This window comes from Amycolatopsis umgeniensis, assembly GCF_014205155.1.
GTDB classification, from domain to species: domain Bacteria; phylum Actinomycetota; class Actinomycetes; order Mycobacteriales; family Pseudonocardiaceae; genus Amycolatopsis; species Amycolatopsis umgeniensis.
In genome coordinates this window covers 5,332,888-5,358,759 of sequence record NZ_JACHMX010000001.1, presented here as the reverse complement: position 1 = coordinate 5,358,759, position 25,872 = coordinate 5,332,888, and the positions used below count along the sequence as shown (strand labels likewise).

Annotated in this window: 23 protein-coding genes; 9 read left to right on the top strand and 14 right to left on the bottom strand. The window is 67.6% G+C overall.

Translation table 11 applies throughout. The features are described 5' to 3' along the window. The first annotated feature begins 52 nt into the window (after nt 1-52). On the top strand, nt 53-1,297 hold the full coding sequence (locus HDA45_RS25455; RefSeq protein ID WP_184899353.1) for a primosomal protein: 1,245 nt from the start codon (nt 53-55) through the stop codon (nt 1,295-1,297). A gap of 20 nt (nt 1,298-1,317) precedes the next feature. On the opposite strand, the gene HDA45_RS25450 is transcribed toward HDA45_RS25455, so the two are convergent. Together HDA45_RS25450 and HDA45_RS25445 are read right to left on the bottom strand one after the other, a co-directional pair. Next, the gene (locus HDA45_RS25450; RefSeq protein WP_184906011.1) at nt 1,318-2,526 is read right to left on the bottom strand and encodes an MFS transporter; all 1,209 of its coding nucleotides are present in this window, start codon (nt 2,524-2,526) and stop codon (nt 1,318-1,320) included. Between the two features lie 65 nt (nt 2,527-2,591). Continuing rightward, on the bottom strand, nt 2,592-3,692 hold the full coding sequence (locus HDA45_RS25445; RefSeq protein ID WP_184899351.1) for an adenosine deaminase: 1,101 nt from the start codon (nt 3,690-3,692) through the stop codon (nt 2,592-2,594). Nucleotides 3,693-3,901: 209 nt separating this feature from the next. On the opposite strand from HDA45_RS25445, the gene HDA45_RS25440 reads away from it, so the two are divergent. Then, nucleotides 3,902-4,990, top strand: a complete 1,089-nt coding sequence (locus tag HDA45_RS25440) for a PA containing protein (RefSeq protein WP_101612312.1) — start codon at nt 3,902-3,904, stop codon at nt 4,988-4,990. Nucleotides 4,991-5,385: 395 nt separating this feature from the next. Here the strand turns inward: HDA45_RS25440 and HDA45_RS25435 are convergent, their stop codons facing one another. From HDA45_RS25435 to HDA45_RS25410, 6 genes are all read right to left on the bottom strand, one after another. Then, nucleotides 5,386-6,666, bottom strand: coding sequence for a thymidine phosphorylase (locus HDA45_RS25435; RefSeq protein WP_184899348.1), 1,281 nt, complete (start codon nt 6,664-6,666; stop codon nt 5,386-5,388). Next, nucleotides 6,663-7,052 (bottom strand): cytidine deaminase, encoded by a 390-nt coding sequence (locus HDA45_RS25430; protein ID WP_184899346.1) that lies wholly within the window; start codon nt 7,050-7,052, stop codon nt 6,663-6,665. The genes HDA45_RS25435 and HDA45_RS25430 overlap by 4 nt, the downstream gene beginning before the upstream one ends. Before the next feature lies 1 nt (nt 7,053). Beyond that, nucleotides 7,054-8,283 (bottom strand): ABC transporter permease, encoded by a 1,230-nt coding sequence (locus HDA45_RS25425; RefSeq protein WP_184906005.1) that lies wholly within the window; start codon nt 8,281-8,283, stop codon nt 7,054-7,056. Between the two features lie 38 nt (nt 8,284-8,321). Continuing rightward, on the bottom strand, nt 8,322-9,410 hold the full coding sequence (locus HDA45_RS25420; RefSeq protein ID WP_184899344.1) for an ABC transporter permease subunit: 1,089 nt from the start codon (nt 9,408-9,410) through the stop codon (nt 8,322-8,324). Continuing rightward, on the bottom strand, nt 9,407-10,987 hold the full coding sequence (locus HDA45_RS25415; protein ID WP_184899342.1) for an ABC transporter ATP-binding protein: 1,581 nt from the start codon (nt 10,985-10,987) through the stop codon (nt 9,407-9,409). The genes HDA45_RS25420 and HDA45_RS25415 overlap by 4 nt, the downstream gene beginning before the upstream one ends. A 78-nt stretch (nt 10,988-11,065) precedes the next feature. Continuing rightward, the gene (locus HDA45_RS25410; RefSeq protein WP_184899340.1) at nt 11,066-12,208 is read right to left on the bottom strand and encodes a BMP family lipoprotein; all 1,143 of its coding nucleotides are present in this window, start codon (nt 12,206-12,208) and stop codon (nt 11,066-11,068) included. A 543-nt stretch (nt 12,209-12,751) separates the two neighbouring features. Here HDA45_RS25410 and sdhC point away from each other — a divergent pair. The 5 genes from sdhC to HDA45_RS42455 all read left to right on the top strand — a co-directional run bounded on the left by sdhC (nt 12,752) and on the right by HDA45_RS42455 (nt 17,292). Then, complete coding sequence (gene sdhC / locus HDA45_RS25405; RefSeq protein ID WP_184899338.1) at nt 12,752-13,195, top strand: succinate dehydrogenase, cytochrome b556 subunit; 444 nt, start codon at nt 12,752-12,754, stop codon at nt 13,193-13,195. After that, on the top strand, nt 13,195-13,608 hold the full coding sequence (locus HDA45_RS25400; protein WP_181771737.1) for a succinate dehydrogenase hydrophobic membrane anchor subunit: 414 nt from the start codon (nt 13,195-13,197) through the stop codon (nt 13,606-13,608). Before sdhC ends, HDA45_RS25400 begins: the two co-directional genes overlap by 1 nt. 28 nt (nt 13,609-13,636) lie before the next feature. Then, nucleotides 13,637-15,391 (top strand): succinate dehydrogenase flavoprotein subunit, encoded by a 1,755-nt coding sequence (sdhA, locus tag HDA45_RS25395; protein ID WP_184899336.1) that lies wholly within the window; start codon nt 13,637-13,639, stop codon nt 15,389-15,391. Next, a complete protein-coding gene (locus tag HDA45_RS25390) occupies nt 15,391-16,161 on the top strand; it encodes a succinate dehydrogenase iron-sulfur subunit (RefSeq protein ID WP_184899334.1) in 771 nt (256 codons plus the stop codon). The genes sdhA and HDA45_RS25390 overlap by 1 nt, the downstream gene beginning before the upstream one ends. Nucleotides 16,162-16,896: 735 nt before the next feature. After that, entirely contained in the window at nt 16,897-17,292 is a 396-nt protein-coding gene (locus HDA45_RS42455) for a hypothetical protein (protein ID WP_246480784.1), read from the top strand. A 62-nt stretch (nt 17,293-17,354) separates the two neighbouring features. Here HDA45_RS42455 and HDA45_RS25380 read toward each other — a convergent pair whose 3' ends face one another. The 3 genes from HDA45_RS25380 to HDA45_RS25370 form a co-directional block, all read right to left on the bottom strand. Continuing rightward, nucleotides 17,355-18,572 (bottom strand): M14 family zinc carboxypeptidase, encoded by a 1,218-nt coding sequence (locus HDA45_RS25380; protein WP_221471232.1) that lies wholly within the window; start codon nt 18,570-18,572, stop codon nt 17,355-17,357. 133 nt (nt 18,573-18,705) lie between these two features. Continuing rightward, entirely contained in the window at nt 18,706-20,118 is a 1,413-nt protein-coding gene (locus HDA45_RS25375; RefSeq protein WP_184899328.1) for a S8 family peptidase, read from the bottom strand. An 80-nt stretch (nt 20,119-20,198) separates the two neighbouring features. After that, entirely contained in the window at nt 20,199-20,453 is a 255-nt protein-coding gene (locus tag HDA45_RS25370; RefSeq protein WP_184899326.1) for an SCO4848 family membrane protein, read from the bottom strand. Nucleotides 20,454-20,496: 43 nt separating this feature from the next. Between HDA45_RS25370 and HDA45_RS25365 the strand changes: the two genes are divergently transcribed. Then, a complete protein-coding gene (locus HDA45_RS25365; RefSeq protein WP_184899324.1) occupies nt 20,497-21,735 on the top strand; it encodes a serine hydrolase in 1,239 nt (412 codons plus the stop codon). 9 nt (nt 21,736-21,744) lie between these two features. Here the strand turns inward: HDA45_RS25365 and HDA45_RS25360 are convergent, their stop codons facing one another. Together HDA45_RS25360 and trpS are read right to left on the bottom strand one after the other, a co-directional pair. Beyond that, on the bottom strand, nt 21,745-22,767 hold the full coding sequence (locus HDA45_RS25360; RefSeq protein WP_184899322.1) for a YhjD/YihY/BrkB family envelope integrity protein: 1,023 nt from the start codon (nt 22,765-22,767) through the stop codon (nt 21,745-21,747). A gap of 41 nt (nt 22,768-22,808) precedes the next feature. Next, entirely contained in the window at nt 22,809-23,828 is a 1,020-nt protein-coding gene (gene trpS, locus HDA45_RS25355; protein ID WP_184899320.1) for a tryptophan--tRNA ligase, read from the bottom strand. A 163-nt stretch (nt 23,829-23,991) separates the two neighbouring features. Here trpS and HDA45_RS25350 point away from each other — a divergent pair, with 163 nt between their 5' ends. Continuing rightward, nucleotides 23,992-24,738, top strand: coding sequence for a S1 family peptidase (locus tag HDA45_RS25350; RefSeq protein WP_184899318.1), 747 nt, complete (start codon nt 23,992-23,994; stop codon nt 24,736-24,738). 459 nt (nt 24,739-25,197) lie between these two features. On the opposite strand, the gene HDA45_RS25345 is transcribed toward HDA45_RS25350, so the two are convergent. Further along, nucleotides 25,198-25,515 carry a hypothetical protein gene (locus HDA45_RS25345; RefSeq protein WP_184906003.1) on the bottom strand — a complete coding sequence of 106 codons (318 nt, stop codon included), beginning with the start codon at nt 25,513-25,515 and terminating at the stop codon, nt 25,198-25,200. Between the last annotated feature and the right edge of the window lie 357 nt (nt 25,516-25,872).

Genomic DNA, 25,872 nt, shown 5'->3' with positions numbered 1-25,872 from the left:
CATGCATCATCCGGCCGCGCGCACACAGGCGGTAATCCGAGAGGGCTAAGGAATGGCACAGGACATCATCCCGATCGAACTCGGCCTGCCACAGGGTGACGTCGTCACTCTCTGGGCGCCGCGCTGGCGGGAAGACGGCGAGGAGTGGGAAGCCTTCCTCGGCGACGAGGAAGACCTGTACGCCTTCCCGGACGCCGCGCATCTAGCCGCGTTCGTGCGGACTTCAGAGCAGCACGACCTGCTCGACCACCCCGCGTGGGAGGTCGTACCGGCGCTGAACGTCCCCGAGCTGATCCCGGACGACGACCACACCTACGACCTGGTGGGCGTCCCCGAGCTCGTCGCCGAGAAGCCGGACCAGTGGACGCTGGGCGAGCTGGCCGAGATCATCGGCATCGTGCGTTCGCTCGCGGACGTGTGCGAACTCGACGACGTCCACGAGGTCCTCGACGCGCACGAGAGCTTCTCGCTGCTGGATCAGGGCACGCTGCCCTTCTCCGGCCGCGACGGCGAGCGCCTCTGGGCGGACCTCTCGCAGGCCGTGTCCGAGAAGTGGGACATCGTGCTCGACGCGATCGACGGTCTGGTGACCGCTCCCGACGTCGACGAGAAGGTGCTGGAGCAGACGGCGGAGGAGCTCGCGACCTTCCTCGCGGAGTCCGCCGAAGCCGAGGCCGCGGCCGCCGAGGGCCTCGAAGACGTCGATGATGACGAAGACGAGGACGAAGACGACGAGCCCGTCGGTTTCTGGGGCGAGGTCGGCATCGATCCGATCAAGATCATCACCTCCGGCGCCGAGTACTACACGCTGCGCTGCTACCTCGACGACAAGCCGATCTTCCTCGGCAGCGAGGGCGAGATCGACGTCTTCTCCTCGGAGAAGGCGCTCATCCGCGCGATCGCGGACGGCAAGGAGCTGGCGGACAACGATCTCGCCCAAGTGTCCACTTGGGACGAGGTGACCACGAAGGCCACCGCGGGCGAGCTCGAGATCGACGTCGACGCCGAGAACACCTACGTGCTCAACGGCATCGCCGACGACATCGCCGAGGGCCCCGAGTCGATCGACCCGACCCAGCTGGAGCTGGCCGTCGAACTGATCACCGACGCCGCCGAGTGGGCCGAGGACGACAGCGTCGACACCGCGCTCGCCGCCAACGAAAGCCTCGGCTGGCTCGTGTCGTTCGTGCTGCGGCCGGACCCCACGCGCCTCGAGCCGAGTGCTCCGTTCGACGCCGAGCAGTCCGAGTGGCGCAAGCTCGTCGAGACCTTCGAGAACCGCCTCACGGTCGTCTGATCCACCCGCGAAAGAGCCCCTCAGGTTCGTCCTGAGGGGCTCTTTTCGTCTTTGACGGGCACCAGGGCCACGGCCAGCACCGGGAAGACCGCGGCGACACAGAAGGCCAGCGCGTAGCGCGAATCGCCGATGACCAGACCCAGCATCGGCGGGGTCAGGGCGGCGGCGATGTTCTGGCCGGTGTTCTGCGTGCCCATCGCCCGCCCCGCCCACGCGAGCCCTGCCATCTCCGCCGACGCGGTGAACCCGAGCCCGTTGTCGGACACGGTGATCACCGCGGCCAGGACGAGCGCGAGCAGCACCAGCCACGGCCCCGTCGCGTCCCCGAGCGCGACCAGCAGCATCACCGCGGCGCTCGAAATCGCCAGCTGCCGCATCGGCCGCAGCCTGCTGCCGACGCGGTCGGACCAGTAGCCCGACACGAGCCTGCCCAGCGCGCCGAGGATCTGGACGCCGCCGACGAACCAGCCCGCCGACGCGGCCGTCCAGTGATGCATGGTCACCAGGTACACCGGAGTGAATGCCGAAACCGTGAACTGCGGGACGACGAGCAGCGCGCTCGCGCCGTGGACTCGCCACAGCGCCGGCTTCCGGTACGGCGAAGGCGGCTTCTCCCCCGCACTCGTCCCGGACTCCGGACGCGGCGGGTCGACCAGCAGCCAGGCGACGAGCAGCGCGACGACGATCGAGGCCAGCGCGGGCAGCATGAGCGAGACCTGGAAGCCCCAGCGATCCGCGAGCGGCGGGAGGCCGAACGCGGCGACGCCCACCCCGAGCGGCTGGGCCATCTGGCGGATGCCCATCGCGAAGCCCCGCTCGGCCGGGCCGAACCAGCCGAGGACGGCCCGGCCGCTCGCGGCGTTCACTGACGCGGTGCTCGCACCGGCGAGCAGGAACACTCCAAAGAGGATCCCGAGCGAGTGGTCCCCGGCTGCCGCGTACACGAGGAGTAACCCCGAGACGCCCAGTCCGAGGGCCATTACCAAACGCTCTCCGTAACGGTCCGCGGCCGCGCCCCACAGGATCAAGGTGAACAGCAGGCCAAGACTCGGCGCCGCGACGACCGTTCCCGCTTCGGCGAGTGTCAGACCCTCCGCACGCTGCATGGACGGCACCAGGAACGGGATCCCGTAGAGGAACGAACAGCTCGCCGTCTGCGCGGCGAGGCCGAGCGCGAGGATGAGCCAGCGTCGTTTTCCGCCGATCTCCACGTCCGCGACCTGCGCCATCATCGCCACCGTTTCACTATTTGGGAAAGTTCTCCTACATAGTGAACGATAGTTGTCGCTGCTAACTACCGCAAGGCCGCGTACCCGGGCTTGATGACCGTGGTGATGATGTCGAGCCGCTGGTCGAAATCGAGGAACGCGGATTTCATCGCATTGATGGTGAACCACTCGAGATCGGCCAGCCCGAAGCCGAAGGCCTCGGCCAGGGCGGCGAATTCGCTGGTCATCGAGCAGCCGCTCATCAGCCGGTTGTCGGTGTTGACGGTGACCCGGAAGCGCAGCCGGGCGAGCAGGCCGATGGGATGTTCGCCGATCGAGCGCGCCGCTCCCGTCTGGACATTGGACGTGGGGCAGATCTCCAGCGGGATCCGGCGGTCGCGGACGTAGGCGGCCAACCGTCCCAAATGGACCGTGCCGTCACTGTCGGTCTTGATGTCGTCGACGATGCGCACACCGTGGCCGAGCCGCTCCGCGCCGCAATGCTGAATCGCCTCCCAAATGGACGCGAGCCCGAACGCTTCCCCGGCATGAATGGTGAAATGCGCATTATTCGTGCGCAGAAACTCGAATGCGTCGAGATTTCTGGTAGGCGGAAATCCGTCTTCCGGTCCGGCGATGTCGAACCCGACGACGCCGGCGTCGCGGTACCGGACGGCGAGACCGGCGATCTCGAGCGCGCGGGCGTGCTGGCGCATCGCGCAGAGCAACGTCCCGACGCGGATCCGGCCGCCTCCGGCCGCCACTCTCCGTTCACCTTCCGCGAACCCGGCCTGAATGGCCTCGACCACCGCATCGAGTGACAGCCCGCGTTCGACGAAGAGTTCGGGGGCGTAACGCACCTCGGCGTAGACGACCCCGTCGGCGGCAAGGTCTTCCACCGCTTCGGCGGCCACTCTGACCAGCGCTTCCTCGGTCTGCATCACGCCGCAGGTATGCGCGAACGTCTCAAGGTACGAGACAAGGGAGCCCGAATCGGCGGCGTCGCGGAACCATCGGCCGAGTGCGACGGGATCGGCGGTGGGCAGGGCCTGGTAACCGGTCTGTTCGGCGAGTTCGGCGACCGTGGCGGGACGCAAGCCGCCGTCCAGGTGGTCGTGCAGGAGGACCTTGGGAGCGCGGGTCAGTACCGCCTCCGGGATGCGGGAACTGGTGCTTTCAGAGGACATACGTAACGGTAACCAGGCTGTCATTCCCCTACATGGAGGTAACTCTCCAGCTGCGGTTAACCCTCAGCTTTGTGGATCACGGGCTGAATCGGCCATCAGGGCAGAGCTCGGCATTGTCCGATACCCGGGGGCCATACGCACAGCAATTTCGCAATGGATAAGCTTCACGTCACGTCCCTCCCATTTCCCCGCCCACGAAGGACACCGCAGTGACCACTGACAACCACATTGCAGCCCCGTCCTTCGACCGGATGCGCAACATGCTGGTGCGCGCGGCCGAAGTGCGTGAGAGCGAACAGCAGCAGATCTTCGACGCGCTCGACGACATCTACGCACGTCTGGCGCCGGTCGACTCGCTCGGCGCGGTCCGCAAGCGCCTCTCGGAGATGCCCGACCGCACCGAGACCAGCGTGCTCGCCGAGCGCCTCGACGAGACCATGTCGCGGCTCGAAGCGCAGGACACCGCGATCGCCGCGCTGACCCGCGCCGTCGAAAGCATCGTCGACAAGCTCGCCAAGCCCTTCGCCCAGCTCGACGGCCGCCTCGACGGCATGGCCGCGAAGTTCGAGGGCGTCGCTGGCCGGATGGACGGGCTTGAGGACAAGCTCCAGAACATCCACCGTCGTCTCGACGAACTCGGCTCGCACCTCGACAAGCAGGACGTCAAGACCGACTCGCTGCCCCAGTCGGTGATCGGCCCGGTGCGCGAGCGCGTCGAGCAGGCCGAGTCGGTGCTGCGCGACCGCGTCGACACCGTCGACCGCGAGCTGCGTACCCGCGTCGAGAACCTCGACAAGGCCACCAAGGAAAGCCTCACCGCGAACACCGAGGCGCTGAAGACCGCGCTGACCGAGACCGGCGAGATGATCGACGCCTCGGAGCGCCTCGACGGGCTCGGCGACCGCCTCGAGAAGGTCACCTCGCGGCTCGACGACCTGGCCGAGCGGCTCGACAAGGTCGAAGACGGCTTCACCGGGCGCCTCGGCGACCTCGACGGCTCGATCCGCAGCGGCCTGTCGAAGGTCGAGAGCACGCTCCAGAAGCAGCCGGACACCGACTCGGTCGACACGCTGGTGCGCAAGAGCAACGACGAGTCCGTGCGCCGCATCGGCGGCCAGCTGGACGAGGCCATGGCGACCTTCGCGGAGCTCATGCTCGGCGGCGGCCCGGCCGTGCAGCAGATCTCCCCGCCGCCGCCCGCCCCGCGTCAGCCGCGCCGCAGCTCGCGCAACGGCCGGGCGCCCAAGGCTGCCGACGCCAAGGCGAAGGCCGACGGCACCGACGAGACCACCGACTGACCTCTTCACACGTGAAGGCCCCCTTCCCCGGCTCCGCCTCGGGAAGGGGGCCTTCACGCTTCTCCGCCCCGCTTCGCTCCCCCGCCCTCGGAGGTGCGTTTAGCGGGCTAAACGCGATCCGGCGTCGGCTGGCACGCCCCGCATTTAGTCCTCTGAATGCGGAGGGCTCACCGCGACAAGGGCGCGCGCCGCAGGTGCCCGGTGTGGTCGCCGGCGTCGGTGCGGGAACGCGTCGCGTTTAGCGGGCTAAACGCGATCCGGCGCCAAGCCGGGCCCCGGACGTCTTGAAGGCCCCCTTTGAGACGTTGAACGTCTCAAAGGGGGCCTTCAAGACACGAGGCCGCAACCTGGCACCCGGCGCCGCCACAGATCGCGTTTAGCCCGCTAAACGCAGGTCAGGGGCGCACGGTCTCCAGGACGAGCGGAGCGGAGACCGGGCCCTCGGAGCTGACCGCGTAGGCGTCTTCGAGCGCAGCGAGAGCCGAAGCAACCGCATCAGGCGTATCGGTGTGCAGCTCCAGCAGCGGCTGCCCGGCCGCCACCTCGTCGCCCGGCTTCGCCAGGCACAGCACGCCCGCCGCGGCCTGCACCGGATCCTCCTTGCGCGCCCGCCCGGCCCCGAGCCGCCATGCGGCGACCCCGACCGAGTACGCGTTCAAAGACGTCAACACACCATCCGAAGGCGCCGAAACGACGTGCACATGTCGAGGCCGCGGCAGGGCGGCCTCAGGATCCCCGCCCTGAGCGGCGATCATCCGGCACCAGGTCTCGTAAGCCCGACCAGAAGCCAGCACCGCGGCCGGGTCCACATCGGACAGCCCCGCCAACTCCAGCATCTCCCGCGCCAAAGCCACGGTCAGCTCGACGACGTCGGCCGGGCCGCCGCCGCGCAGCACCTCGACCGACTCCGCGACCTCGATCGCGTTCCCGACGGCATGTCCCAAAGGCACGTTCATGTCCGTGATCAGCGCCGTCGTCGCGACGCCGTGCGCGGTCCCGATCTCCACCAGGGTCCGCGCGAGTTCACGGGCCTGCGGAAGCGTCTTCATGAACGCGCCCGAACCGGTCTTCACGTCGAGAACGAGCCCGGCCGAGCCCTCGGCGATCTTCTTGCTCATGATCGAGCTGGCGATCAGCGGGATCGACTCCACCGTCGACGTCACATCGCGCAGCGCGTACAGCTTCTTGTCGGCCGGAGCCAGCCCGGACGTCGCCGCGCAGACCACCGCGCCGACCTCGTCGAGCTGCCGGATGATCTCGGATGTCGACAAAGCGGCACGCCAGCCCGGGATCGACTCGAGTTTGTCCAGCGTCCCGCCGGTGTGCCCGAGCCCGCGCCCGGACAGCTGCGGCACGGCCGCGCCACAAGCCGCGACGAGCGGCGCCAGCGGAAGCGTGATCTTGTCGCCGACACCGCCCGTCGAATGCTTGTCGATCGTCGGACGGCTGACCTTCAGGTCCAGCCGCTCCCCCGACTCGATCATCGCGCCGGTCCACCGCGCGGTCTCGCCGGAATCCATCCCCCGCAGGAAGATGGCCATCGCGAGCGCGGCCATCTGTTCCTCGGCGATGTCGCCGCGCGTGTACGCGCCGATGGTCCAGTCGATCTGCTCGTCGGAGAGCCGTCCGCCGTCCCGTTTGGCGCGGATGACGTCGACGGCGGCGAAAGCGCTCACGGCAGATCGTCCGGCCCGAAGGCGTCCGGCAGCACCGCCGACATCGGCAGGATGCCGCTCGGCGTGTCCACCAGGCAGTCCGCGCCGCCGTGCTCGAACAGGATCTGACGGCAACGCCCGCACGGCATCAGCAGAGCGCCTTCACCACTGCGGCACGCGACGGCGACGAGCTTGCCGCCGCCGGTCAGCCGCAACTGCCCCGCCATCGTGCATTCCGCGCACATTCCCAAGCCGTACGAAGCGTTTTCGACGTTGCAACCGATGACGATCCGGCCGTCATCCACCACACCCGCGACACCGACGTGCAGACCCGAGTACGGCGCGTACGCCGACTTCGCCGCCTCGACGGCTTGAGCCCGCAGGGCTTCCCAGTCGTACTCCGCCATGTCAGTCCTCACCTCGCCGGTACAGCGCGCCGTCCGCCTTGGGCGGCCGCAGCCGCTGCGAAGCCACCGCCAGCACGATCAGCGTCACGAAGTGCGCCGTGTACGGGATGAGGTCGCTGGGCAGATCGTCGTTGGTCCAGTAGATCGCGTACAGCAGAGCCGCGCCGAAGACACCGAGCGCGGCGGCGATCCACTGACGGCGGAACAGTTGCACCGCCACGATCACGGCCAGCAGGATCACCGCGCCGTACAGCAGCGCGAGCACCGCGGTGCCGCCACCGGCGAGCTGGAGACCGTCGGCGTACCCGAACAGCGCCGCGCCGCCGAGCAGGCCGCCCGGCCGCCAGTTGCCGAAGATCATCGCCGCGAGGCCGATGTACCCGCGGTTGTTGGTCTGGTTCTCCAGGTAGTCCGCGCCACCGGCGAGCAGCACGAGCGACGCGCCACCCATCCCGGCGAGCCCGCCGGAGATGAGCATGGCGACGTACTTGTGCAGGTACACGTTGACGCCGAGGGACTCGGCCGCGACCGGGTTCTCACCGCAGGACCGCAGTCGCAGGCCGAACCGCGTGCGCCACAACACGAAGTAGCTGATCGGGACCAGCGCGATCGCGATCATCGTCAGCGGCGCGACCTCGGTGATCAGTCCATTGAGGATTCCGGCGAGGTCGGAGATGAAGACACGCTGCATCTTCTCCAGGTCCGCCAGCCAGTCCGAGAGGAACGTCGCCGAATAGGTGTCGAACTTCGGCACCGGCGGCGACTGGCGCGGGTTCCCCGAGAGCGGGGTGAAGATCAGGTTCGCGAGGTACTTCGCGACCCCGAGACCGAGCAGGTTGATCGCCACACCGGAGACGATGTGGTTGACGTTGAAGGTCACCGTCGCGACGGCGTGCAGCAGCCCGCCGAGCGCGCCGAACACGACCGCCGAGATCAGCCCGGCCCAGACCCCGCCGTGGTAAGCGCCCCACGCGGCACCCCAGGTGCCGAGGATCATCATGCCTTCGAGGCCGATGTTGATCACGCCCGCGCGTTCGGCCCAGAGCCCGCCGAGCGCGCACAGCAGGATCGGCAGCGCCAGCCGCAGCGCGGTGTGCGCGGTGTTGGTCGAGGTCAGCGTGTTGACGCCGGTGGCGTACGACGCGATCGCGAGGACGCCGACGGCCAGCAGCCCCCAGATCGCGCCCTTGGCCCAGCCGGGAATGCGGCGCTTCTGCCGTTTCACCGGCATGGTCGTCCCGCCCGCGTTGGACGAAAGAACATCCGTGCTCACACCGCACCCCCTTCGGAAACGCTGGAACCCTTGCCCGCCAGCGCGCGACCGACGCGTCGCTGTTCGGCGGCCAGATCCGCGCGGCGCACGATCTCGTACGCGATGACGACCGACAGCACGATCACGCCCTGCATGATCACTGCGATCTCTTTGGACACGTTGATCTGTTCGAGCGACACCGCGGACCGGTCGAGGAACGCCCACAGCAGGGCGCCCAGCGCGATCCCGGCCGGGTGGTTACGGCCGAGCAGCGCGACCGCGATGCCGGTGAAGCCGTACATCTGGGTCGACGTGATGCCGTAGGTGAAGTCGCGGCCGAGCAGTTCCGGCATCGCGACCAGACCGGCGACACCACCGGAGAGCAGCATCGCGATCAGCGTCATCTTCTTGGCGTTGACCCCGCCGGCCGCGGCGGCCGTCGTCGATTCGCCGGAGGCCTTCAGCTCGAAGCCGAACCGGGTCCGGTTGAGCATGAACCAGTAGGCCGCGCCGATCAGCGCCGCGATGAGCACGAAGCCGAACAGTTCACCCGAACCGATCGGGATGCCGGGGATCCGGCCGGTCTCGGCGATCTCACGGGTGGCGATGTTGTTGCCGGTCTGCACGCCGAACTGGTCCGCGTTGACCAGGAACGCCACGATGCCGCCGACGATCGCGTTCAGCATGATCGTCGAGATGACCTCGGAAACCCCTCGGGTCACCTTCAGCACCGCCGGGATGGCCGCGTAGAGCATGCCGCTGGCCACCGCGACGAGCAGGATCGCGATCACGTGGATCACCGGCGGCAGCCGCAGCGCCCCGCCGATGATGGCGGTGACGATGGCCGCGAACCGGTACTGGCCCTCGACACCGATGTTGAAGAGGTTCATCTGGAAGCCGATGGCCACCGCGAGCCCGGACAGGTAGTAGACCGTCGCCAGGTTCACCGTGTCGACGGCGGTCGAGCCCTTGAAGAGCTGGCCGATCATCGTGCCGTAGGCCTGCAGCGGGTCCGCGCCCGAGATGATCAGCGCGATGGCCGTCAGGATGACGGCGAAAACGATCGCGAGCAGAGGCGGCAGCAGCCTCGTACGCCAGGAACTCACGATGCACCTTCTTCTTCGGAGTCTTCGGAAGCACCCGTCATCGCGGAGCCCAGTTGCTGCGGGGTCACGGTCGCGGGGTCGGCCTCGCCGACCAGCCGCCCGCGGAGCATGACCTGGATGGTGTCCGACAGCCCGATCAGCTCGTCGAGGTCGGCCGAAACCAGCAGCACGGCCAGCCCGGCCGCGCGTGCCTGCCGGATCTGTTCCCAGATCAGCGCCTGCGCGCCGACGTCGACACCGCGCGTCGGATGCGAAGCGATCAACAGCACCGGGTTGCCGGAAAGCTCGCGCCCGACGATCAGCTTCTGCTGGTTGCCACCGGAAAGCGCGGCGGCCGGGACGTCGATCCCCGGCGTGCGGACGTCGTACTGCTCGACGATGCGGCGGGTGTCCTCACGCGCGCCCGCGATGTCGAGCAGCTGGCCCTTCGCGACCGGCTCGCGCGTTTGGTAACCGAGGATCCTGTTGACCCACAACGGCTGCGTGAGCAAGAGGCTGTGCCGCGTGCGGTCTTCGGCGATGTAGCCGATCCCGGCCTCGCGGCGGGCGAGCGTCCCCAGTTTGTGCAGTTCGACGGTCTTGCCGTCGACACCCGTGAGCTCGATCCGGCCGCCGCCCTTGCGCATGCCCATGATCGTCTCGACGAGTTCGGTTTGGCCGTTGCCCTCGACGCCCGCGATCCCGAGCACCTCACCCGCGTGCACGGTGAAGGAGATGTGGTCGAGCACGTTCCGCTCGGAACCCTCGACGCTCAGGCACACGTCGTCCAGGCGCAGGACATCCCGATCGGTGACGGTGGACTCGCGGGTCTCCGGGCTGGGCAGCTCCGAGCCGACCATCATCTCGGCCAGCTGGCGCGAGGTGATCGTCTTCGGATCGGCCGTGCCGACGGTGGTGCCGCGGCGGATCACGGTGACCGTGTCGGCGATCGCGCGCACCTCGTCGAGCTTGTGCGAGATGAAGAGGAAGGTGAAGCCGTCCTTCTGCATGGCGCGGACGGTCTCGAACAGCGCGTCGACCTCTTGCGGCACGAGTACCGCGGTGGGCTCGTCGAGGATGATGATCCGCGCGCCGCGGTAGAGCACCTTGACGATCTCCACGCGCTGGCGGTCGGCGACGCCGAGTTCTTCGAGCAGCACGTCGGGGCGGGCGTTAAGGCCGACCTGCTCGGCGAACTTCGCCAGCTTCGCCCTCGCCGCGCGGCCGATGCCGTGCAGGTTCTCCGCGCCGAGGAAGACGTTCTCCCCGACGGTGAGGTTGTCGGCCAGCATGAAGTGCTGGTGGACCATCCCGATCCCGGCCTTGATGGCGTCCTGCGGATTGCGCAGTTTCACCGGTTCGCCGTTGATCGCGATGTCGCCCTCGTCCGGCTGCTGCATGCCGTAGAGGATCTTCATCAGGGTCGATTTGCCCGCGCCGTTCTCGCCGCAGACGGCGTGCACCTCGCCTTTGGTGACGGTGAGGTTGACATCGGAGTTGGCCACGACACCGGGGAATCGCTTCGTGATCCCGGTCAGCTGCACGGCCGGTTCACCCCGGTCGGGGGCGTCGGTGACCTCGGCCTGGGGAGCGCTCATCAAAAAGCCATCCAGTTCTGGGTAAACAGGTGAGGGCTCGGAAGGGTCGTCCTTCCGAGCCCTGCTACCTGGTGGAGCTTACTTCTGCGGCTTGTCCGAGACGGTGATCGCCCCGGAGACGATCTGCGCCTTGTAGCCGTCGAGGACGTCCTTGATGTCGTCGATCTTGCCACCGGAGGTGGCGTAGCCGACGCCGTCGACCTTGAGGTCGAAGCGCTTCGGCAGCGACGTCAGGTCACCCTTGGCCAGTGCGCGCAGGTAGTCGAACACCGCCACGTCGACGCGCTTGAGCATCGAGGTGATGATGACGTCCTTCGACGCCTCGACCGTCTTCTGGTTGTACTGGTCGGAGTCGACGCCGATGGCCAGCGCGTTGTTCGACTTCGCGGCCTCGAAAACGCCCTTACCGGAGGCACCGGCGGCGTGGTAGACGACGTCCGCGCCCTTGGCGATCTGCGCGGCGGCCTTCACGTTGCCCTTCGCCGGGTCCTGGAACCCGGAGAAGTCACCGGCCGGGGTGAGGTACTCGTCCTCGATGACGGCCTTGGTCGAAGCCGCCTTCACACCCTGCAGGAAGCCCGCCTCGAACTTCTGGATCAGCGGCGTGTTCACGCCACCGACGAAGCCGACGTGGCACTTCTTCGACTTGTACGCGGCGGCGACACCGGCCAGGAACGAGCCCTGCTCCTCGGCGAAGACCAGCGGGGTGACGTTCGGCGCCTTGACGGAGTCGTCGTCGACGATCGCGAACTGGGTGTTCGGGTACTTCGGCGCGATGGCGCCGACGGCCTTGGCGTAGGCGAAGCCGACCGCGATGACCGGGCTGAAGCCCTGCGAAGCGAGCTGGTCGAGACGCTGCGACTTCGCGGCCTCGTCCTCGGTCGCGGCGGCGGTGCTTTCGGTGACCGAAGTGATACCGAGTTCGCTCTTGGCCTTGTCGGTACCGGCGGCGGCGGAGTCGTTGAACGACGCGTCGCCACGGCCGCCGACGTCGAAGGCCAGCGCGACCTTGAGCTTGCTGCCGTCGACCTTCTCACCGGCCTGGCTGCTGCTGGTCGAGGCGGCCGCCGCGGCGGGCGGCTTCGGCGCCGTCACGCAGCTGGCGGACTGGTCCCCACTGCTCGCGTTGTTGTTGTTGTTCCCCGCACCTGAATCCTTCGCGCATCCGGCCAGTACCAGAGCACCGGCCATGGCGGCGGCGGCCAGCGCGGTTCCACGCATGCGACGCAACGTGTGTCTCCCTCCCCGCTGATCCAGCGGATGGTCCGAAGAAACGACCCGGCAACGCTGCCGGGTTCGACCGAGAGACGGTACCTAACGGCCGCTTTGCTGCCATAGGAAAGGCACGCTACGTAACACAAACGTTTACTCATGAATCGCGAGCGCGACGGAGGGAGTACTTACGGTGATCATCGCTGGCAATAAACGGCCCCCTGGCCGCGTGAAGGACCGAAGATCGTCACGCACCGTTTCAGGGCCCTCCGGGGCACGACCTGTGGCGACCGTCGCGTCCACAGTGGACGAACCGGTGAGTTACGCGGGTCCCGTCACTCGATCGTGCGAGGCCTCGATGTCTGGTCCATCACACAGAGGAACCCGGAGGTGAGCCCACCGTGAGGTGCGGGTCTAGCATCCCTTTTATCCACGCTCGATGACCATGATCTCGGCACCGTCGCCGGAGCCGTCCCCAGGTGGGCGACCCGGCGCAGGCGCGGAAACCAGCGGTCAGCGGGCCCAAGCCATGACGTTGGAGGCCGTTCACCGATGTCCACCACGGCTAGCGCCGCCACTGAGGCGGCAGCGAGCGATCGGGCGGGTGCCTCACGCCGGCAGGGGACCTTCTACCGGGGCGACCCCGGTATGTGGTCCTGGGTGCTGCACCGCATCACCGGCGTGCTGACATTCTTCTTCCTCTTCGTGCACGTGCTCGACACCGCGCTCGTGCGCGTGTCGCCCGACACGTACAACGAGGTCATCGAGACCTACAAGACCCCGATAGTCAACCTCCTCGAGGTCGGCCTCGTCGGCGCGGTGCTGTTCCACGCGCTCAACGGCATCCGGGTCATGCTGGTCGACTTCTGGGAGAAGGGACCGAAGTTCCAGAAGCCGATGCTCTGGACCATCCTGGCCATCTGGGTCGTGGTGATGATTCCCGGTGCCTTCTTCATGATGAAGCGCACCGTCGAGGTTATGTTCGGGGGGCACTGATGTCTGAACTCGCACTCGAGCGCCCGCGCGCGCCGAAGCGCGCCGCCGCCCGCCGCAGCAATTTCGAGCTCTACAGCTGGCTGTTCATGCGCATCTCGGGCCTCGCCCTGATCGTGCTGGTGCTCGGCCACCTGTTCATCATGAACATCCTCGACGGCGGCGTGCACCGCATCAACTGGGGCTTCGTCGCCGGCCGCTGGGCCTCGCCGTTCTGGCAGTTCTGGGACCTGTCGATGCTGTGGCTCGCCGAAATCCACGGCGGCAACGGGCTGCGGACGATCATCGACGACTACGCCCGCAAGGACAGCACCCGGTTCTGGCTGAAGATCGTGCTCTACGTCTCGATGGTGCTCATCCTCGCCGTCGGCACGATGGTGATCTTCACCTTCGACCCAGGTATCTCGGCCAACTGACGCCCACCACACGTTAAGCGGAGTCCTCATGCAGTTCCACAAGTACGACGTGGTGATCGTCGGCGCCGGTGGCGCCGGCATGCGCGCGGCCATCGAGTCCGGCCAGCGCACGCGCACCGCGGTCCTCACCAAGCTCTACCCGACGCGTTCGCACACCGGCGCCGCGCAGGGCGGCATGTGCGCCGCGCTGGCGAACGTCGAAGAGGACAACTGGGAGTGGCACACCTTCGACACGATCAAGGGCGGCGACTACCTGGTCGACCAGGACGCCGCCGAGATCATGGCGAAGGAAGCCATCGACGCCGTCCTCGACCTCGAAAAGATGGGCCTGCCGTTCAACCGGACGCCCGAGGGCAAGATCGACCAGCGCCGCTTCGGCGGGCACACCCGTGACCACGGCAAGGCCGCGGTGCGCCGCGCCTGCTACGCCGCGGACCGCACCGGCCACATGATCCTCCAGACGCTGTACCAGAACTGCGTCAAGCACGGCACCGAGTTCTACAACGAGTTCTACGTGCTCGATCTGGTGCTCACCCCGGACGAGAACGGCAACCCGGTCGCCTCCGGCGTCGTCGCCTACGAGTTGGCCACCGGCGAGCTGCACGTCTTCCAGGCGAAGTCGATCGTGTTCGCCACCGGCGGCGCGGGCAAGATCTTCAAGACGACGTCGAACGCGCACACCCTCACCGGTGACGGCCTCGGCATCATCTTCCGCAAGGGCCTGCCGCTGGAGGACATGGAGTTCTTCCAGTTCCACCCGACAGGTCTGGCCGGGCTCGGCATCCTCATCTCCGAGGCCGTGCGCGGTGAAGGCGGCATCCTCCGCAACGCCGACGGCGAGCGGTTCATGGAGCGCTACGCCCCCACCATCAAGGACCTCGCGCCGCGTGACATCGTCGCCCGCTCGATGGTGCAGGAAGTGCTGCAGGGCCGCGGTTGCGGCCCGAACAAGGACTACGTCGTCCTCGACGTCACGCACATCCCGGAAGAGACGCTGAACGCGAAACTCCCGGACATCATGGAGTTCTCCCGGACGTACCTGGGTGTCGACCCGGTCACCGAGCCGGTGCCGGTGTTCCCGACCTGTCACTACGTGATGGGCGGAATCCCGACGAACATCCACGGCGAAGCGTTGCGGGACAACGAGAACGTCATCCCCGGCCTGTACGCCGCGGGTGAGGTGGCGTGCGTTTCCGTGCACGGCTCGAACCGCCTCGGCACCAACTCGCTGCTCGACATCAACGTCTTCGGGCGTCGTGCGGGCATCGCCGCCGCCGAGTACGCGCTGGCGCACGACTTCGTCGAGCTGCCGGAGAACCCGACCACCATCGTCGAAGAGCAGCTTTCGGGCCTGCTTTCGGAGCACGGTGACGAGCGTGTCGCCGACATCCGCACCGAACTGCAGAAGACGATGGACTCGCACGCTTCCGTGTACCGCACCGAGGACACGCTGAAGCAGGCGCTGACCGACGTGCAGTCGCTGAAGGACCGCTACGGTCGGATCACCGTGTCGGACAAGGGGAAGCGGTACAACACCGACGTCCTCGAGGCCATCGAGCTGGGCTTCCTGCTCGAACTCGCCGAGGTTCTCGTCGTCGGCGCCCTGGCGCGCAAGGAATCCCGCGGCGGGCACGCGCGCGAGGACTACCCGAACCGCGACGACACGAACTTCATGCGGCACACCATGGCCTACAAGGAGGGTGCCGAGCTGTCCGCCGACATCCGACTGGACTACAAGCCGGTGACCTTCACCCGCTACGAACCGATGGAGCGGAAGTACTGATGACCACGGCCACCCCCGAGAAGTCGGAGGCCGTGTCCTCCGACCACACGCCGATCACCGTCACGCTGAAGATCCTGCGGTTCAACCCCGAGGTCGACAACGAGCCGCACTGGGAGTCCTACGACGTCCCGGCGCAGCGCACCGACCGCCTGCTGAACCTGCTGTTCTACGTGAAGGACTACATCGACGGGACGTTCTCGTTCCGCCGCTCGTGCGCCCACGGCGTCTGCGGTTCCGACGCGATGCAGATCAACGGCATCAACCGGCTGGCGTGCAAGGTCCTGATGAAGGACCTGCTGTCGCAGGACGGCAAGAAGACGACCATCACGATCGCGCCGATCAAGGGCCTGACGACGCTCAAGGACCTTTACGTCGACATGGACCCGTTCTTCGAGGCGTACCGTGCGGTGAAGCCGTACCTGATCGCCTACGGGAACGAGCCCACACGCGAGCGGATCCAGTCGCAGGCCGATCGCGACCGGTTCGACGACACGACCAAGTGCATCCTGTGCGCCTGCTGCACGTCCTCGTGCCCGGTGTACTGGAACGACGGCTCGTACTTCGGCCCGGCCGCGATCGTCAACGCGCACCGGTTCATCTTCGACTCGCGTGACGAGGGCGCCGAAGAGCGTCTCGACATCCTGAACGACTCCGAGGGTGTCTGGCGCTGCCGGACGACGTTCAACTGCACCGACGCCTGCCCGCGCGGCATCCAGGTCACGAAGGCGATCCAGGAAGTCAAGCGCGCCCTGCTCTTCAAGCGCGTCTAACGCTCCCTGCAGTCTCCGCAAGTCCGTGAAGGCCTCCTTCCCTACTCTCAAGGTAGGGAAGGAGGCCTTCACGGCATTCGGGAGTTATCCACAACACCCCAGTTATCCACAGGTTCGGAAAGTGGGGCTGCCGCGGACGGGTTTCATGCGGACAGGCTGGACCTCGTGGTCAAGAGGGGAAGATGGGCACAGCATCCCGAACTGCTGCTAGCGCGAAGCCGTAATGGCGTTGTCCGGGTCGCCGACTTGGAATCATTGGAGATGCCAAGCAAGACGATCTACAGCCGATGCTTGCCAGGTGGTCCATGGCAGCGACTTCTACCCGGGATCGTCCTGCTGCACGATCAAAAGCCGACCTCGACGGAATTGGTGACAGCAGCGCTCCTGTACACAGGCCCCGAGGCAATGCTCAGCGGCATCGAAGCCTGTCGACCACACGGACTCCGACCGTCCTCGCTACCGGACGACTCGGGACTGCATTTGCTGATACCGCACGGTCGCAAGGTACGAAGCATCGGCTTCGTCACCACGGAAAGGACCGTACGGCTACCGTCGCCGACGAACCGGAACGGTGTCCCTCTCGCTCCGCTGATCCGCGCGACTACCGACGCTGTTCGGCGGCTCACCGATCCGCTGGCGTCGGAAGAGCTGCTTATCGAAGCAGTCCAACAAGGCAGATGCCACCCCAAAGCTCTGCTGTGGGAACTCGATCACGGCACTCAGCGAGGAACCGCGGTGCCGAGACGTCTCTTGACCGGCTGGGTGGACATCCGCTCGATGGCCGAGTCTCGGGCAAAGGTGCTCAGCCATCGGCTGAAGACGCCGCCCAGCCATTGGAATACCGAACTCTTCGACGCTTCCGGTAGATATCTGGGACGGCCGGACGCGTGGTGGGACGACGTCGGCCTCGTATGGGAAATCGATTCGTTCGACTTCCATTTCCGCCGAGCCGGATACCGGCGGACCCTGGACAGGAACACCCGGTACGCGACATCAGGAATCGTCGTCGTACAGACGCTGCCCTCGCAACTCTTGGACGATCCGGCTGCCGTGGTCACAGACCTGGCAACCGCCTGGCAGATCGCGGCTTCTCGCCCGCGCCCGCAGGTTCGTCTCGCCACCGCAGCCTGATGGTCCGTGAAGGCCTCCTTCCCTACTCTGAGGGTAGGGAAGGAGGCCTTCACGGCCAACGGCTACTCCAGCACCCGCGCCAAAGCGGCCGAATCGGCGGTACCGGGCAGCCGGTCGAAAGCCTCCGGGTCGATGTACTCGACGGCGCCCGTGCTCACGTCCCGCAGCATGTTGTACAGCCCCGCCATCACCGCGCGCGTGAAACGCTCCCGGTGCTGCTGCCCGAGCGTCTGCGTCTGCCCGCGCACCTCGAACAGCACCGTCCCCGTCCCGTTCAAGGCGAACGAGCACCGCGCCTGCCCCGGCAGATCGCGATCCGCGGCATGCGGGTAGCGCGCCCCGACGAACCCGCGCGACGTCATCCCGTTGAACCCGCTGATCGCCAGCTGCCGCGATTCGTCCTTTGTGTACACGTCGCGGTACTTCGCGTATTTCTGGCCGGGCTCGAAGAACTTGTCGGGCAGCGGCGGATAGTCGATGCCGACGTCGAGGAGCCGGTCGCTGCCTTCCTGCCGGACGCACGCGCCTTGATGGTGCAGATCGACGTACACGTCGGGCACCTTCCCGCGCTGTTCGGCCAGCGAGACGTACACCGAGCGCAGCGCCCGCGCCTCGGGCGTGATGAACCAGCCCGGCTGGTCCGGCGCGCCGGGGAAGTCCTCCGCGCGCGGGACGTAGTTCAGCTCCGGATTGAAGTCTCGGTTGACGTCGAAGCCGGGACGCTTCCGGTAGTCGTCACCCTGGATGACGTCACTGAGGTAGTTCCAGGCGGGCGGGCGGTCCTTGAGTTGCGGGAACCTCTGCTGGACCTCGGCCCACGACAGGTCATTGCCGCGCCGGTCGAGTTCGGCGCCGTCCGGGTTCAGTTTCGGCACGGCGACGAACGTGATGGTCTTCCGCAGCCGCTCGGCGTCCCGCGACTCCGACGTGCCGAGATAGTCGAGGATGCGCAGAAGCGCGTCGGTGCCGGTTTTCTCGTTCCCGTGGATCTCGCTGGAGACCACGAAGACCTTCGGCCCCGTCCCGACGCTCGCCTGATGGATCACCCGGCCGCGCGTGGACCGCCCGACCTCCTTGACCGCCACCCGCCCCTTGCTCACGCGCTCGAGCCTGCCGAGTTCCCGCACCATCTCGCGATAGTCGGTGAACTCGTTGATGGGCAGCTCCCGCGGTTCCTCACTGCATGCCTGGACGGGCGCCGCCACCGCGGCGGGCGCGCTGACGAGCGGGAGCACCGCCAACCCCACCATCACGGGAACCAACCGACCGAACACCGACATCGTGAACTCCCCACTGTCGAAGGTGTTCACAACGTAGCGAGTCCGGCACCGCTCGCGAATCCGGCGAAAGTACCCCGAAAACGAAACCGGGGCCGGCCCATGGAAATGGACCGGCCCCGGTGGTCGAAAAGGCTTACTTCACCGCGTCCAAAGCGTTGACGCGGCCGTGCCCGTAATACGAGTTGTCCTTCGCCGGGCCTTCACAGACCGGCGCGGCGGTGCCGCAAGCGACCGTGTCCGCCTGGTGCTCGAGCAGCCACCTCAGCGCCACGGGCGGCGCGTGACGGTAGCGGGACGCGAGCAGCGCGGCGACACCGGCGGCGTGCGGGGACGCCATCGAAGTGCCGCACTTGGTGCCGTAGGCGCCGTTGAAGATCGTCGACAGCGGGCAACCGGCACCCTGGCCGGCGGGCGGCAGCTGGGCGCGGTCGCCACCGGGGGCGGTGACCGAAACGTCGTTGCCGTAGTTGCTGAACGACGACTTCGTGCCCGCGTAGCCGATGGACGAGACGTTGACGACGCCGTCGATGGCCTTGGGCAGGATGCCGCAGCTCTTGTCGACCGGGTGCGGCCGGTTCGGGTCGACGGTCTGCTTGTCCGGGTCGAAGCCGCTGTTACCGGCGGCGGCGACGTTCAGCACGCCCCGGCCGGTCGAGTAGGTCACCGCGCGGCGGACGGCCTCGAACGCGGCCGCGTCGCCCGGCTCCTTCGCGCAGTAGAACATGCCCGGGTCGATGTAGTAGCTGTTGTTCGTGACCGGGAAGCGGTGCTTCGCGGCCCACATGAACCCGCACACGGCGGCTTCGGGGAGGATCAGGCCGTCGTCGTTCACGACCTTCACCGAGGCCAGCTTGACGCCGGGCGCGATGCCCGTGAAGCCGCGCGCGGTGTCCTTGCCCGCGATGGTGCCCGCGACGTGCGTGCCGTGGTCGGAGTTCGTGGGCGCCCAGGCGGCGGGCGTGGTGTCGGGCGCGCCCGAGTTGCAGCCCGCGGACGTCTTCGGGTCCAGTGCCCCCTTCAGCGCAGGGTGGGTGGGCTCGATGCCCGAGTCCAGCACGCCGACGGTCACCGAGCGGCTGCCACCGGAGACCTTGTTGGCCTCGGGAGCCTGGATCGCCCGCATGTCCCACTGCTGGGCCGACAGATCGTCTTCGACGGCGACGCTGGTGGTCTCTTCGCTTTCCTTGGTGTCGACCACGGCGGAGCGGGTCGACCGGGCCGAGGCCGCGGGCGGGAACGCCACGTCACGGCCGCCCGAGTAGGCGCGGAAGACGCCGATCTTCGCCTGGAAGTCGGCATTGCGCGAGGTCGCCACCGCGACCCCGATCTCCGGGTAGTACGCCACCTTCTCGCCGCACTTGGCACGCAGCTCGGTGTCGACCTTGCGCTCCGGGGTACGCGGGTTGTAGAGCACCACGTAGTTGAACGGCGCGCTCGCGGTGTCGCACTCCGGTGCCGGCGCGGCACTCGCCGACGGGGCCGCGAACACACTTCCCGCCGCCGCCGCGACGAGCGCGGGGACGAGCAGGCGTCTGATCCGGGACATTCCACCTCCATGATTCGGTGAGGTGAACGTTAGGGAGCCGAAGGCGGGCCCACCACCGTCAAAAGGACGACAAAACCCGATCAGGCGTCAGCCTTTTCCGCATCCCGTGACTTGGCGCCACGAAGCGTGCGCAGACCGATGACGCCGATGACCGTGCCGAGCACGAACGAGACGACCGTCAGCACCGCGTGCACGATGAAGTAAGCGGTGGGCGAGCCGTCGGCGGCCCAGGCGCGGTCGCTGTCCCAGAGGTTCTTGGCGAACGTGATCCAGATGATCCACGACCACACGCCGAAACCCAGCAGGAACATCGAAGTACCTCGCGAAATGCGCATGCCCCTGAGTATGCAGCGAGCCCGGCGACGCTACATTGCTCGGGTGCACAGCGCTATCTCCCGGTCGCTCATGGTCCTCGTTTCCGGTGTGCTCGCCCTCGCGGTGACGCCGGTGGCCACAGCCGCGCCGAAGCCACCAGCCCAGGCGCAGCCGTGCGCGAACAAGACGACACCTCCCGCGCCCATCGACACCTCCGAGAAGCCGCGCCCCGGCGAGGCCGTACCGGAGCCGTTGCCGGTCCCGCCGGTCCCGGTGGGCGGCGACCGGATGGCCGAATGCGGGCTGGTGCTCCCGAAGCGCGCGCTGAACCCGCCCGACGGGAGCACCGCCGCGGCCTGGGTGCTGCAGGACCTGGAGACCGGCGACATCATCGCGGCCAAGGATCCGCACGCGCGTCAGCGGCCGGCGTCGCTGATCAAGGTGCTGCTCGGACTGGTGGTGGTCACCGAACTCCCGCCGGGCAAGGTCATCACCCCGACCAAGGAGGACGCCGAGCAGGAGTGCACCTGCGTCGGCATCGCCGCCGGTGGTCAGTACACAGTGGACCAACTGCTGCACGGGCTGCTGATGCACTCGGGCAACGACGCGGCGCACGCGCTTTCCACCGTGCTCGGCGGCGTCGACGCCACCGTCGCGAAGATGAACTCGTTGGCCACCAAGATCGGTGCCACGGACACGAGGGCCGCGACACCGTCCGGGCTCGACGGCCCCGGTATGTCGACCTCGGCCTACGACATGAGCCTGATCTTCCACCACGCGATGAGGCAGCCGGAATTCGCGCAGGTGGTCAAGACCAAGAGCTTCGAGATCCCGCCCACCGCGGGAAAGCCGGTCATCACGGTCTACAACGACAACAAGCTCCTCGGGACGTACCCCGGATTCATCGGCGGGAAGACCGGCTTCACCGACGACGCGCGCCACACCTACGTCGGCGGAGCGCTGCAGAACGGTCACCGGGTCGCGGTCGTGATGCTTCGCGCCGAACAGCGCCCGACGCGGGTCACCGAGCAGGCCGCGAAGCTTCTCGACTACGGCATCGCCTTGCGCGAGGCCAAGGCCGAATCGGTCGGGCGGATCGACTACAAGCCGGCGGAATCCGTGAACGCGGAGGTGGCCAAGCCCGCTCAGAACGCCGACGGCTCGTCGAACAGCGGCGCCGCCGCCACCGCCGAGGACCCGTTCGGGACGACGGGCTGGATCATCACGCTGGCCGTCTTCCTGATCATCGTCGCGTCGTTCGTCGTCGGCCACCAGCGCAAGAAGGCCCTGGAGCGCGGATAGCCCGGACGATCAGGACTTCCGGCGGCCGAGCCAGCCCAAAAGCGCTCCGGTCGCGAAAGCCCCGCCGACGGCACCGAGCCCCGGCCCCTGCTGAACGGTCACCCTCGGGTGGATCAACACGGGGGCGGGCGGCTCGACGACGGTCGACATGTTCTCCTTCGCCGTCGCCGTCCACGCGGTGACGAACAGCAGGAACCGCGAAACCAGGTTCGCGAACACGAGCAGGCCGATCACCGGTCCGAACAAGGTGAACGCCGGCGATTTCGTGACGCTGCCGAGGTAGAGGGTCGCACCCTGCTGGAGCACGATGAACCCGACGGCGGCGAAGATCGCGCCCTTGACCGCACTGCGCAGCGCGACGTGCTCGCGCGGAAGCCTAGCGATGACCCACAGGAACACCAGCGTGTTCGCGAGCAGGCCGAGCAGGATCGTCGCGACCTTCAGCAGGAACACGGCCCAGCCCTGGTTTTCCAGGCCGACCAGCTCGAGCAGGAATCGCCCGATCCCGCTGCCCGCGGCGGTGAGGCCGAACGAGACCGCCAGCGCGACGCCGAGCCCGACCAGCGACAGCAGGTCCTTGATCGTCGTCGAAACCAGCGGCAGCTGCTGCTTTTCCTGGCCCCATTGGGCCGTCAGCGCGTCACGCAGGTTCGTCATCCAGCCGACGCCGGAGTACAGCGCGAGCACCAGGCCGAAGATCCCGATGCCGCCGCCGGACTTCAGCGCCGCGCCGACGATGCCGCCGACCAGGTCGCGCAGACCGTCGGGCACCGATTTGTTGATGCCGTCGGTGATCTGGTTGAGCACCGTCTGATCGCCGGCGACCACCATCCCGATGACCGCGAAGGCGACCATCAGGATCGGGATCACCGAAAGCACGCTGAAGTAGGTGATGGCCGCGGCGTAGTGGTTGCCGTAACGCTCGGTGAAGGCGTCGTTCGCCCGGATGAGGTGATCGAGCCAGCTGTACTTCCGCCTCAAGCGCGGTAGCAGCTTGTCCTCGTCCGGCTTCGCGCCGTCATCTTTCGCCACCTGTTGACGCTAACCACGCCCAACGCCGCCCGCAGCGCGAATCAGCCTGCCGGGGGAAGGAACCCGATGTTCTCGTAGACGTTCCGCAAAGTCACCGAAGCGACCTCCCGCGCCCTCTCCGCACCGAGGGCCAACGCCTTGTCGAGCTCGGCGACGTCGTCCATGTACGACTGGACGCGTTCCTGCACCGGCGTGGCCCACTCGACGAACGCCTCGGCGACACCTTTTTTCAGGTCGCCGTAGCCCTTGCCTTCGTAGGCGGTGACGAGTTCGGCGACCGGCTGGTCGGTCAGCGCGGAGAGGATCGTCAGCAGGTTCGAGACGCCCGGCTTGTTCTCGGCGTCGAAAACGATCTCGCGGCCGGTGTCGGTGACCGCCGAGCGCACCTTCTTCGCCGACTTCTTCGGGTCTTCGAGCAGCTCGATGAGGCCGTTGCCGGTCGACGAGGACTTGCTCATCTTCGCGGTCGGGTCCTGCAGGTCGTAGATCTTCGCCGTGTCCTTGACGATATGCGGCTCCGGCACGGTGAACGTCTTGCCGTAGCGGTTGTTGAAGCGCTGCGCGAGGTTGCGCGTCAGCTCCAGGTGCTGACGCTGGTCCTCGCCGACGGGGACCTCGTTCGCCTGGTACAGCAGGATGTCCGCGGCCTGCAGGACCGGGTAGGTGAAGAGGCCGACGCTGGCGCGATCCGTGCCCTGCTTCGCGGCCTTGTCCTTGAACTGCGTCATCCGGCTCGCCTCGCCGAACCCGGTCTGGCACTCCAGCACCCAGCTCAGCTGGGCGTGCTCGGGCACCTGGCTCTGGACGAACAGCGCGCTGCGGGCCGGGTCGACGCCGAGCGCGAGCAGCTGCGCGGCCGAGCGGCGCGTGCGGTCGCGCAGCACCTTCGGGTCCTGCTCGACGGTGATCGCGTGCAGGTCGACGACCATGTAGAAGGTGTCGTGGGTGTCCTGCAGCCGCACCCATTGCCGCAGCGCACCCAGGTAGTTGCCCAGGTGGAACGAGTCGGCGGTCGGCTGGATCCCGGAGAGCACCCGCGGGCGCTTCAGTTCGTCGGACACGCCCGGATTCTGTCAGGCCACGCCGCGGCGGGTCATCCGAGGTCGGTCCGGCCGAACGGTCTAAACGGTTAAACGCCACATACTTCCGACGGTTCTGGGCGCGGTGTCCGATTCCTAGCGTTCATGGCACCGGATCTTCCGGCCACACCGAAGGAGAACCCAGATGAAGGCACGATCCCTGCTGATGGGCTTGGCCATCGCGGCTGCGGCCGTGTTCACCCTCCCCGGCGCCGCGACGGCGGCCGAGCCCACCGGCGGCGTCCAGCCGAACATCGTCGGCGGCGGCAACGCGACGCAGGTCTATTCGTTCATGGTGTCCCAGCAGTCGAGCGGCGGCGGACACCAGTGTGGTGGGTCATTGATCAGCTCGACCTGGGTGGTCACCGCGAAGCACTGCGGCACGCCGTACCAGGTGCGGGTCGGAACCACGAACCGCACCAGCGGCGGCACCGTGGCCCGCGTGGCCCAGCGGATCGCCCACCCGAGCGCCGACCTGGCGCTGCTGCGTCTCTCGACGGCGGTTTCGCAGGCGCCGGTCACGATCGCCAGCGCGTCCGGGGCCGTCGGCACCGCGACGCGGATCATCGGCTGGGGCCAGACCTGCGCCCCGCAGGGCGGCTGCGGTGCCCCGATCACCCTGCAGCAGCTGGACACCTCGATCGTCGCCGACAACCGTTGCCTCGGCATCAGCGGCGCGAGCGAGATCTGCACCAACAACCCCGGCGGGAACAAGGGCGCCTGCTACGGCGACTCGGGCGGCCCGCAGGTGAAGCAGGTCAACGGTGTCTGGCAGCTGGTCGGCGCCACCAGCCGCGCGGGGAACAACAGCAGCACCTGTGCGACCGGGCCGTCGATCTACGTGGACGTCCCCTACTTCCGCAGCTGGATCCGCACCAACTCCGGAGTCTGACCCGGCTCCCGCGTCGCCCCACCGTCCCCTGGGGCGACGCGGTCCCAGCCGATTCAGCAAGGAACCGTGTGGAAGTTCGAAGAGCCGCTCCAGCAGCGCGACCGCCTTCAGGGAGTCGCACCGCTCGGGGCGGCTTCTTCCTGTCCGCCAGTAGCTCAAGGTCGCGACACTGACCCGGACGCCCTGCTGGGCGAGCCGGTGCCGGATCCGGTCGAGTCCGAGACCGCTGTCCGTGATCGCCTTGTCCAAGGCGCGGGGGAAGGGGTCACCGGGCCGGCTGCGACGCCGCGTCACCGTCATGCACCCGAGCGTGGCGATCAGCGAGCGCCTAAACAATCCGGGCGGGACTAGGTGTACCTACCCAAGTAATCCAGCGCGGCGACTTTAGCGGGCTAATCGCGATCCGGGGGCGCGGCGACTTTAGCGGGCTAAACGCGATCCGTGCCGGGAAGGTGCAGGTCAGGGGCGCTGCGGGCGCGTGAGGGCGTCGTCTTCGACGAGTACGGCCTCGGCCATCGCGGCGACGTCCGGGGTGGCGGGCCGGATGGGGGCGGGGGCGGCGGCGCGGGCCTTGCGGCGCTGACGGAACACCCCGAAGGCCATGCCGACGATGCCGAGCGCGACGGCGATCAGGCCGACCGGGCCCAGAAGACCGAACGCCATCTCCGAGCGCGACGTCGACTCCGCGGCCGACGCCGGGACGGCGCCCGCGACGAGCAGCGCGGCCGGGACCGCGATGACCGTCGCCACCCTGGCCGAGGCCAGGGTCGACCGCATCAGGAGATGAACTGGGTTCCGCACCGGAGTGCCTCCCGTGACGTGACTTTGCCGAATCGGAACGCTAACCCGAAAGAGTGAGTATTTCCAGGCTGCTGGTCAAAAAACTACCGAGCGTGTCAAGACCTGTGGGTTCTGATCAACTCGGGGCACGAGACTAGCCCCTCACAGGGGGGATCTTTCGAGCGCCCCTCTTCTCAGAGTTGCGACGCGCGGAAACGGTTTCTGACAAAACCGGACAGGGTTAGGCCATTCGTAGGTCGCCACAGGGCCGAACAGGCACGATCCGACTTTCCCCGGTTGGTTTCTTGTCCGCAATGGTCTATACCTGTTGGCCATACCCCTTAAAAGGTATAG

Coding starts and splice junctions, on each gene's coding strand:
- HDA45_RS25455 (WP_184899353.1), top strand. CDS start 53: ATGGCACAGGACATCATCCCGATCGAACTCGGCCTGCCACAGGGTGAC.
- HDA45_RS25450 (WP_184906011.1), bottom strand. CDS start 2,526: ATGGCGCAGGTCGCGGACGTGGAGATCGGCGGAAAACGACGCTGGCTC.
- HDA45_RS25400 (WP_181771737.1), top strand. CDS start 13,195: ATGTCTGAACTCGCACTCGAGCGCCCGCGCGCGCCGAAGCGCGCCGCC.
- sdhA (WP_184899336.1), top strand. CDS start 13,637: ATGCAGTTCCACAAGTACGACGTGGTGATCGTCGGCGCCGGTGGCGCC.
- HDA45_RS25375 (WP_184899328.1), bottom strand. CDS start 20,118: ATGTCCCGGATCAGACGCCTGCTCGTCCCCGCGCTCGTCGCGGCGGCG.
- HDA45_RS25345 (WP_184906003.1), bottom strand. CDS start 25,515: ATGCGGTCGACCCTGGCCTCGGCCAGGGTGGCGACGGTCATCGCGGTC.
- HDA45_RS25410 (WP_184899340.1), bottom strand. CDS start 12,208: ATGCGTGGAACCGCGCTGGCCGCCGCCGCCATGGCCGGTGCTCTGGTA.
- HDA45_RS25350 (WP_184899318.1), top strand. CDS start 23,992: ATGAAGGCACGATCCCTGCTGATGGGCTTGGCCATCGCGGCTGCGGCC.
- HDA45_RS25445 (WP_184899351.1), bottom strand. CDS start 3,692: ATGTCCTCTGAAAGCACCAGTTCCCGCATCCCGGAGGCGGTACTGACC.
- HDA45_RS25415 (WP_184899342.1), bottom strand. CDS start 10,987: ATGAGCGCTCCCCAGGCCGAGGTCACCGACGCCCCCGACCGGGGTGAA.
- HDA45_RS25430 (WP_184899346.1), bottom strand. CDS start 7,052: ATGGCGGAGTACGACTGGGAAGCCCTGCGGGCTCAAGCCGTCGAGGCG.
- HDA45_RS25390 (WP_184899334.1), top strand. CDS start 15,391: ATGACCACGGCCACCCCCGAGAAGTCGGAGGCCGTGTCCTCCGACCAC.
- HDA45_RS25370 (WP_184899326.1), bottom strand. CDS start 20,453: ATGCGCATTTCGCGAGGTACTTCGATGTTCCTGCTGGGTTTCGGCGTG.
- sdhC (WP_184899338.1), top strand. CDS start 12,752: ATGTCCACCACGGCTAGCGCCGCCACTGAGGCGGCAGCGAGCGATCGG.
- HDA45_RS25425 (WP_184906005.1), bottom strand. CDS start 8,283: ATGCCGGTGAAACGGCAGAAGCGCCGCATTCCCGGCTGGGCCAAGGGC.
- HDA45_RS25380 (WP_221471232.1), bottom strand. CDS start 18,572: ATGTCGGTGTTCGGTCGGTTGGTTCCCGTGATGGTGGGGTTGGCGGTG.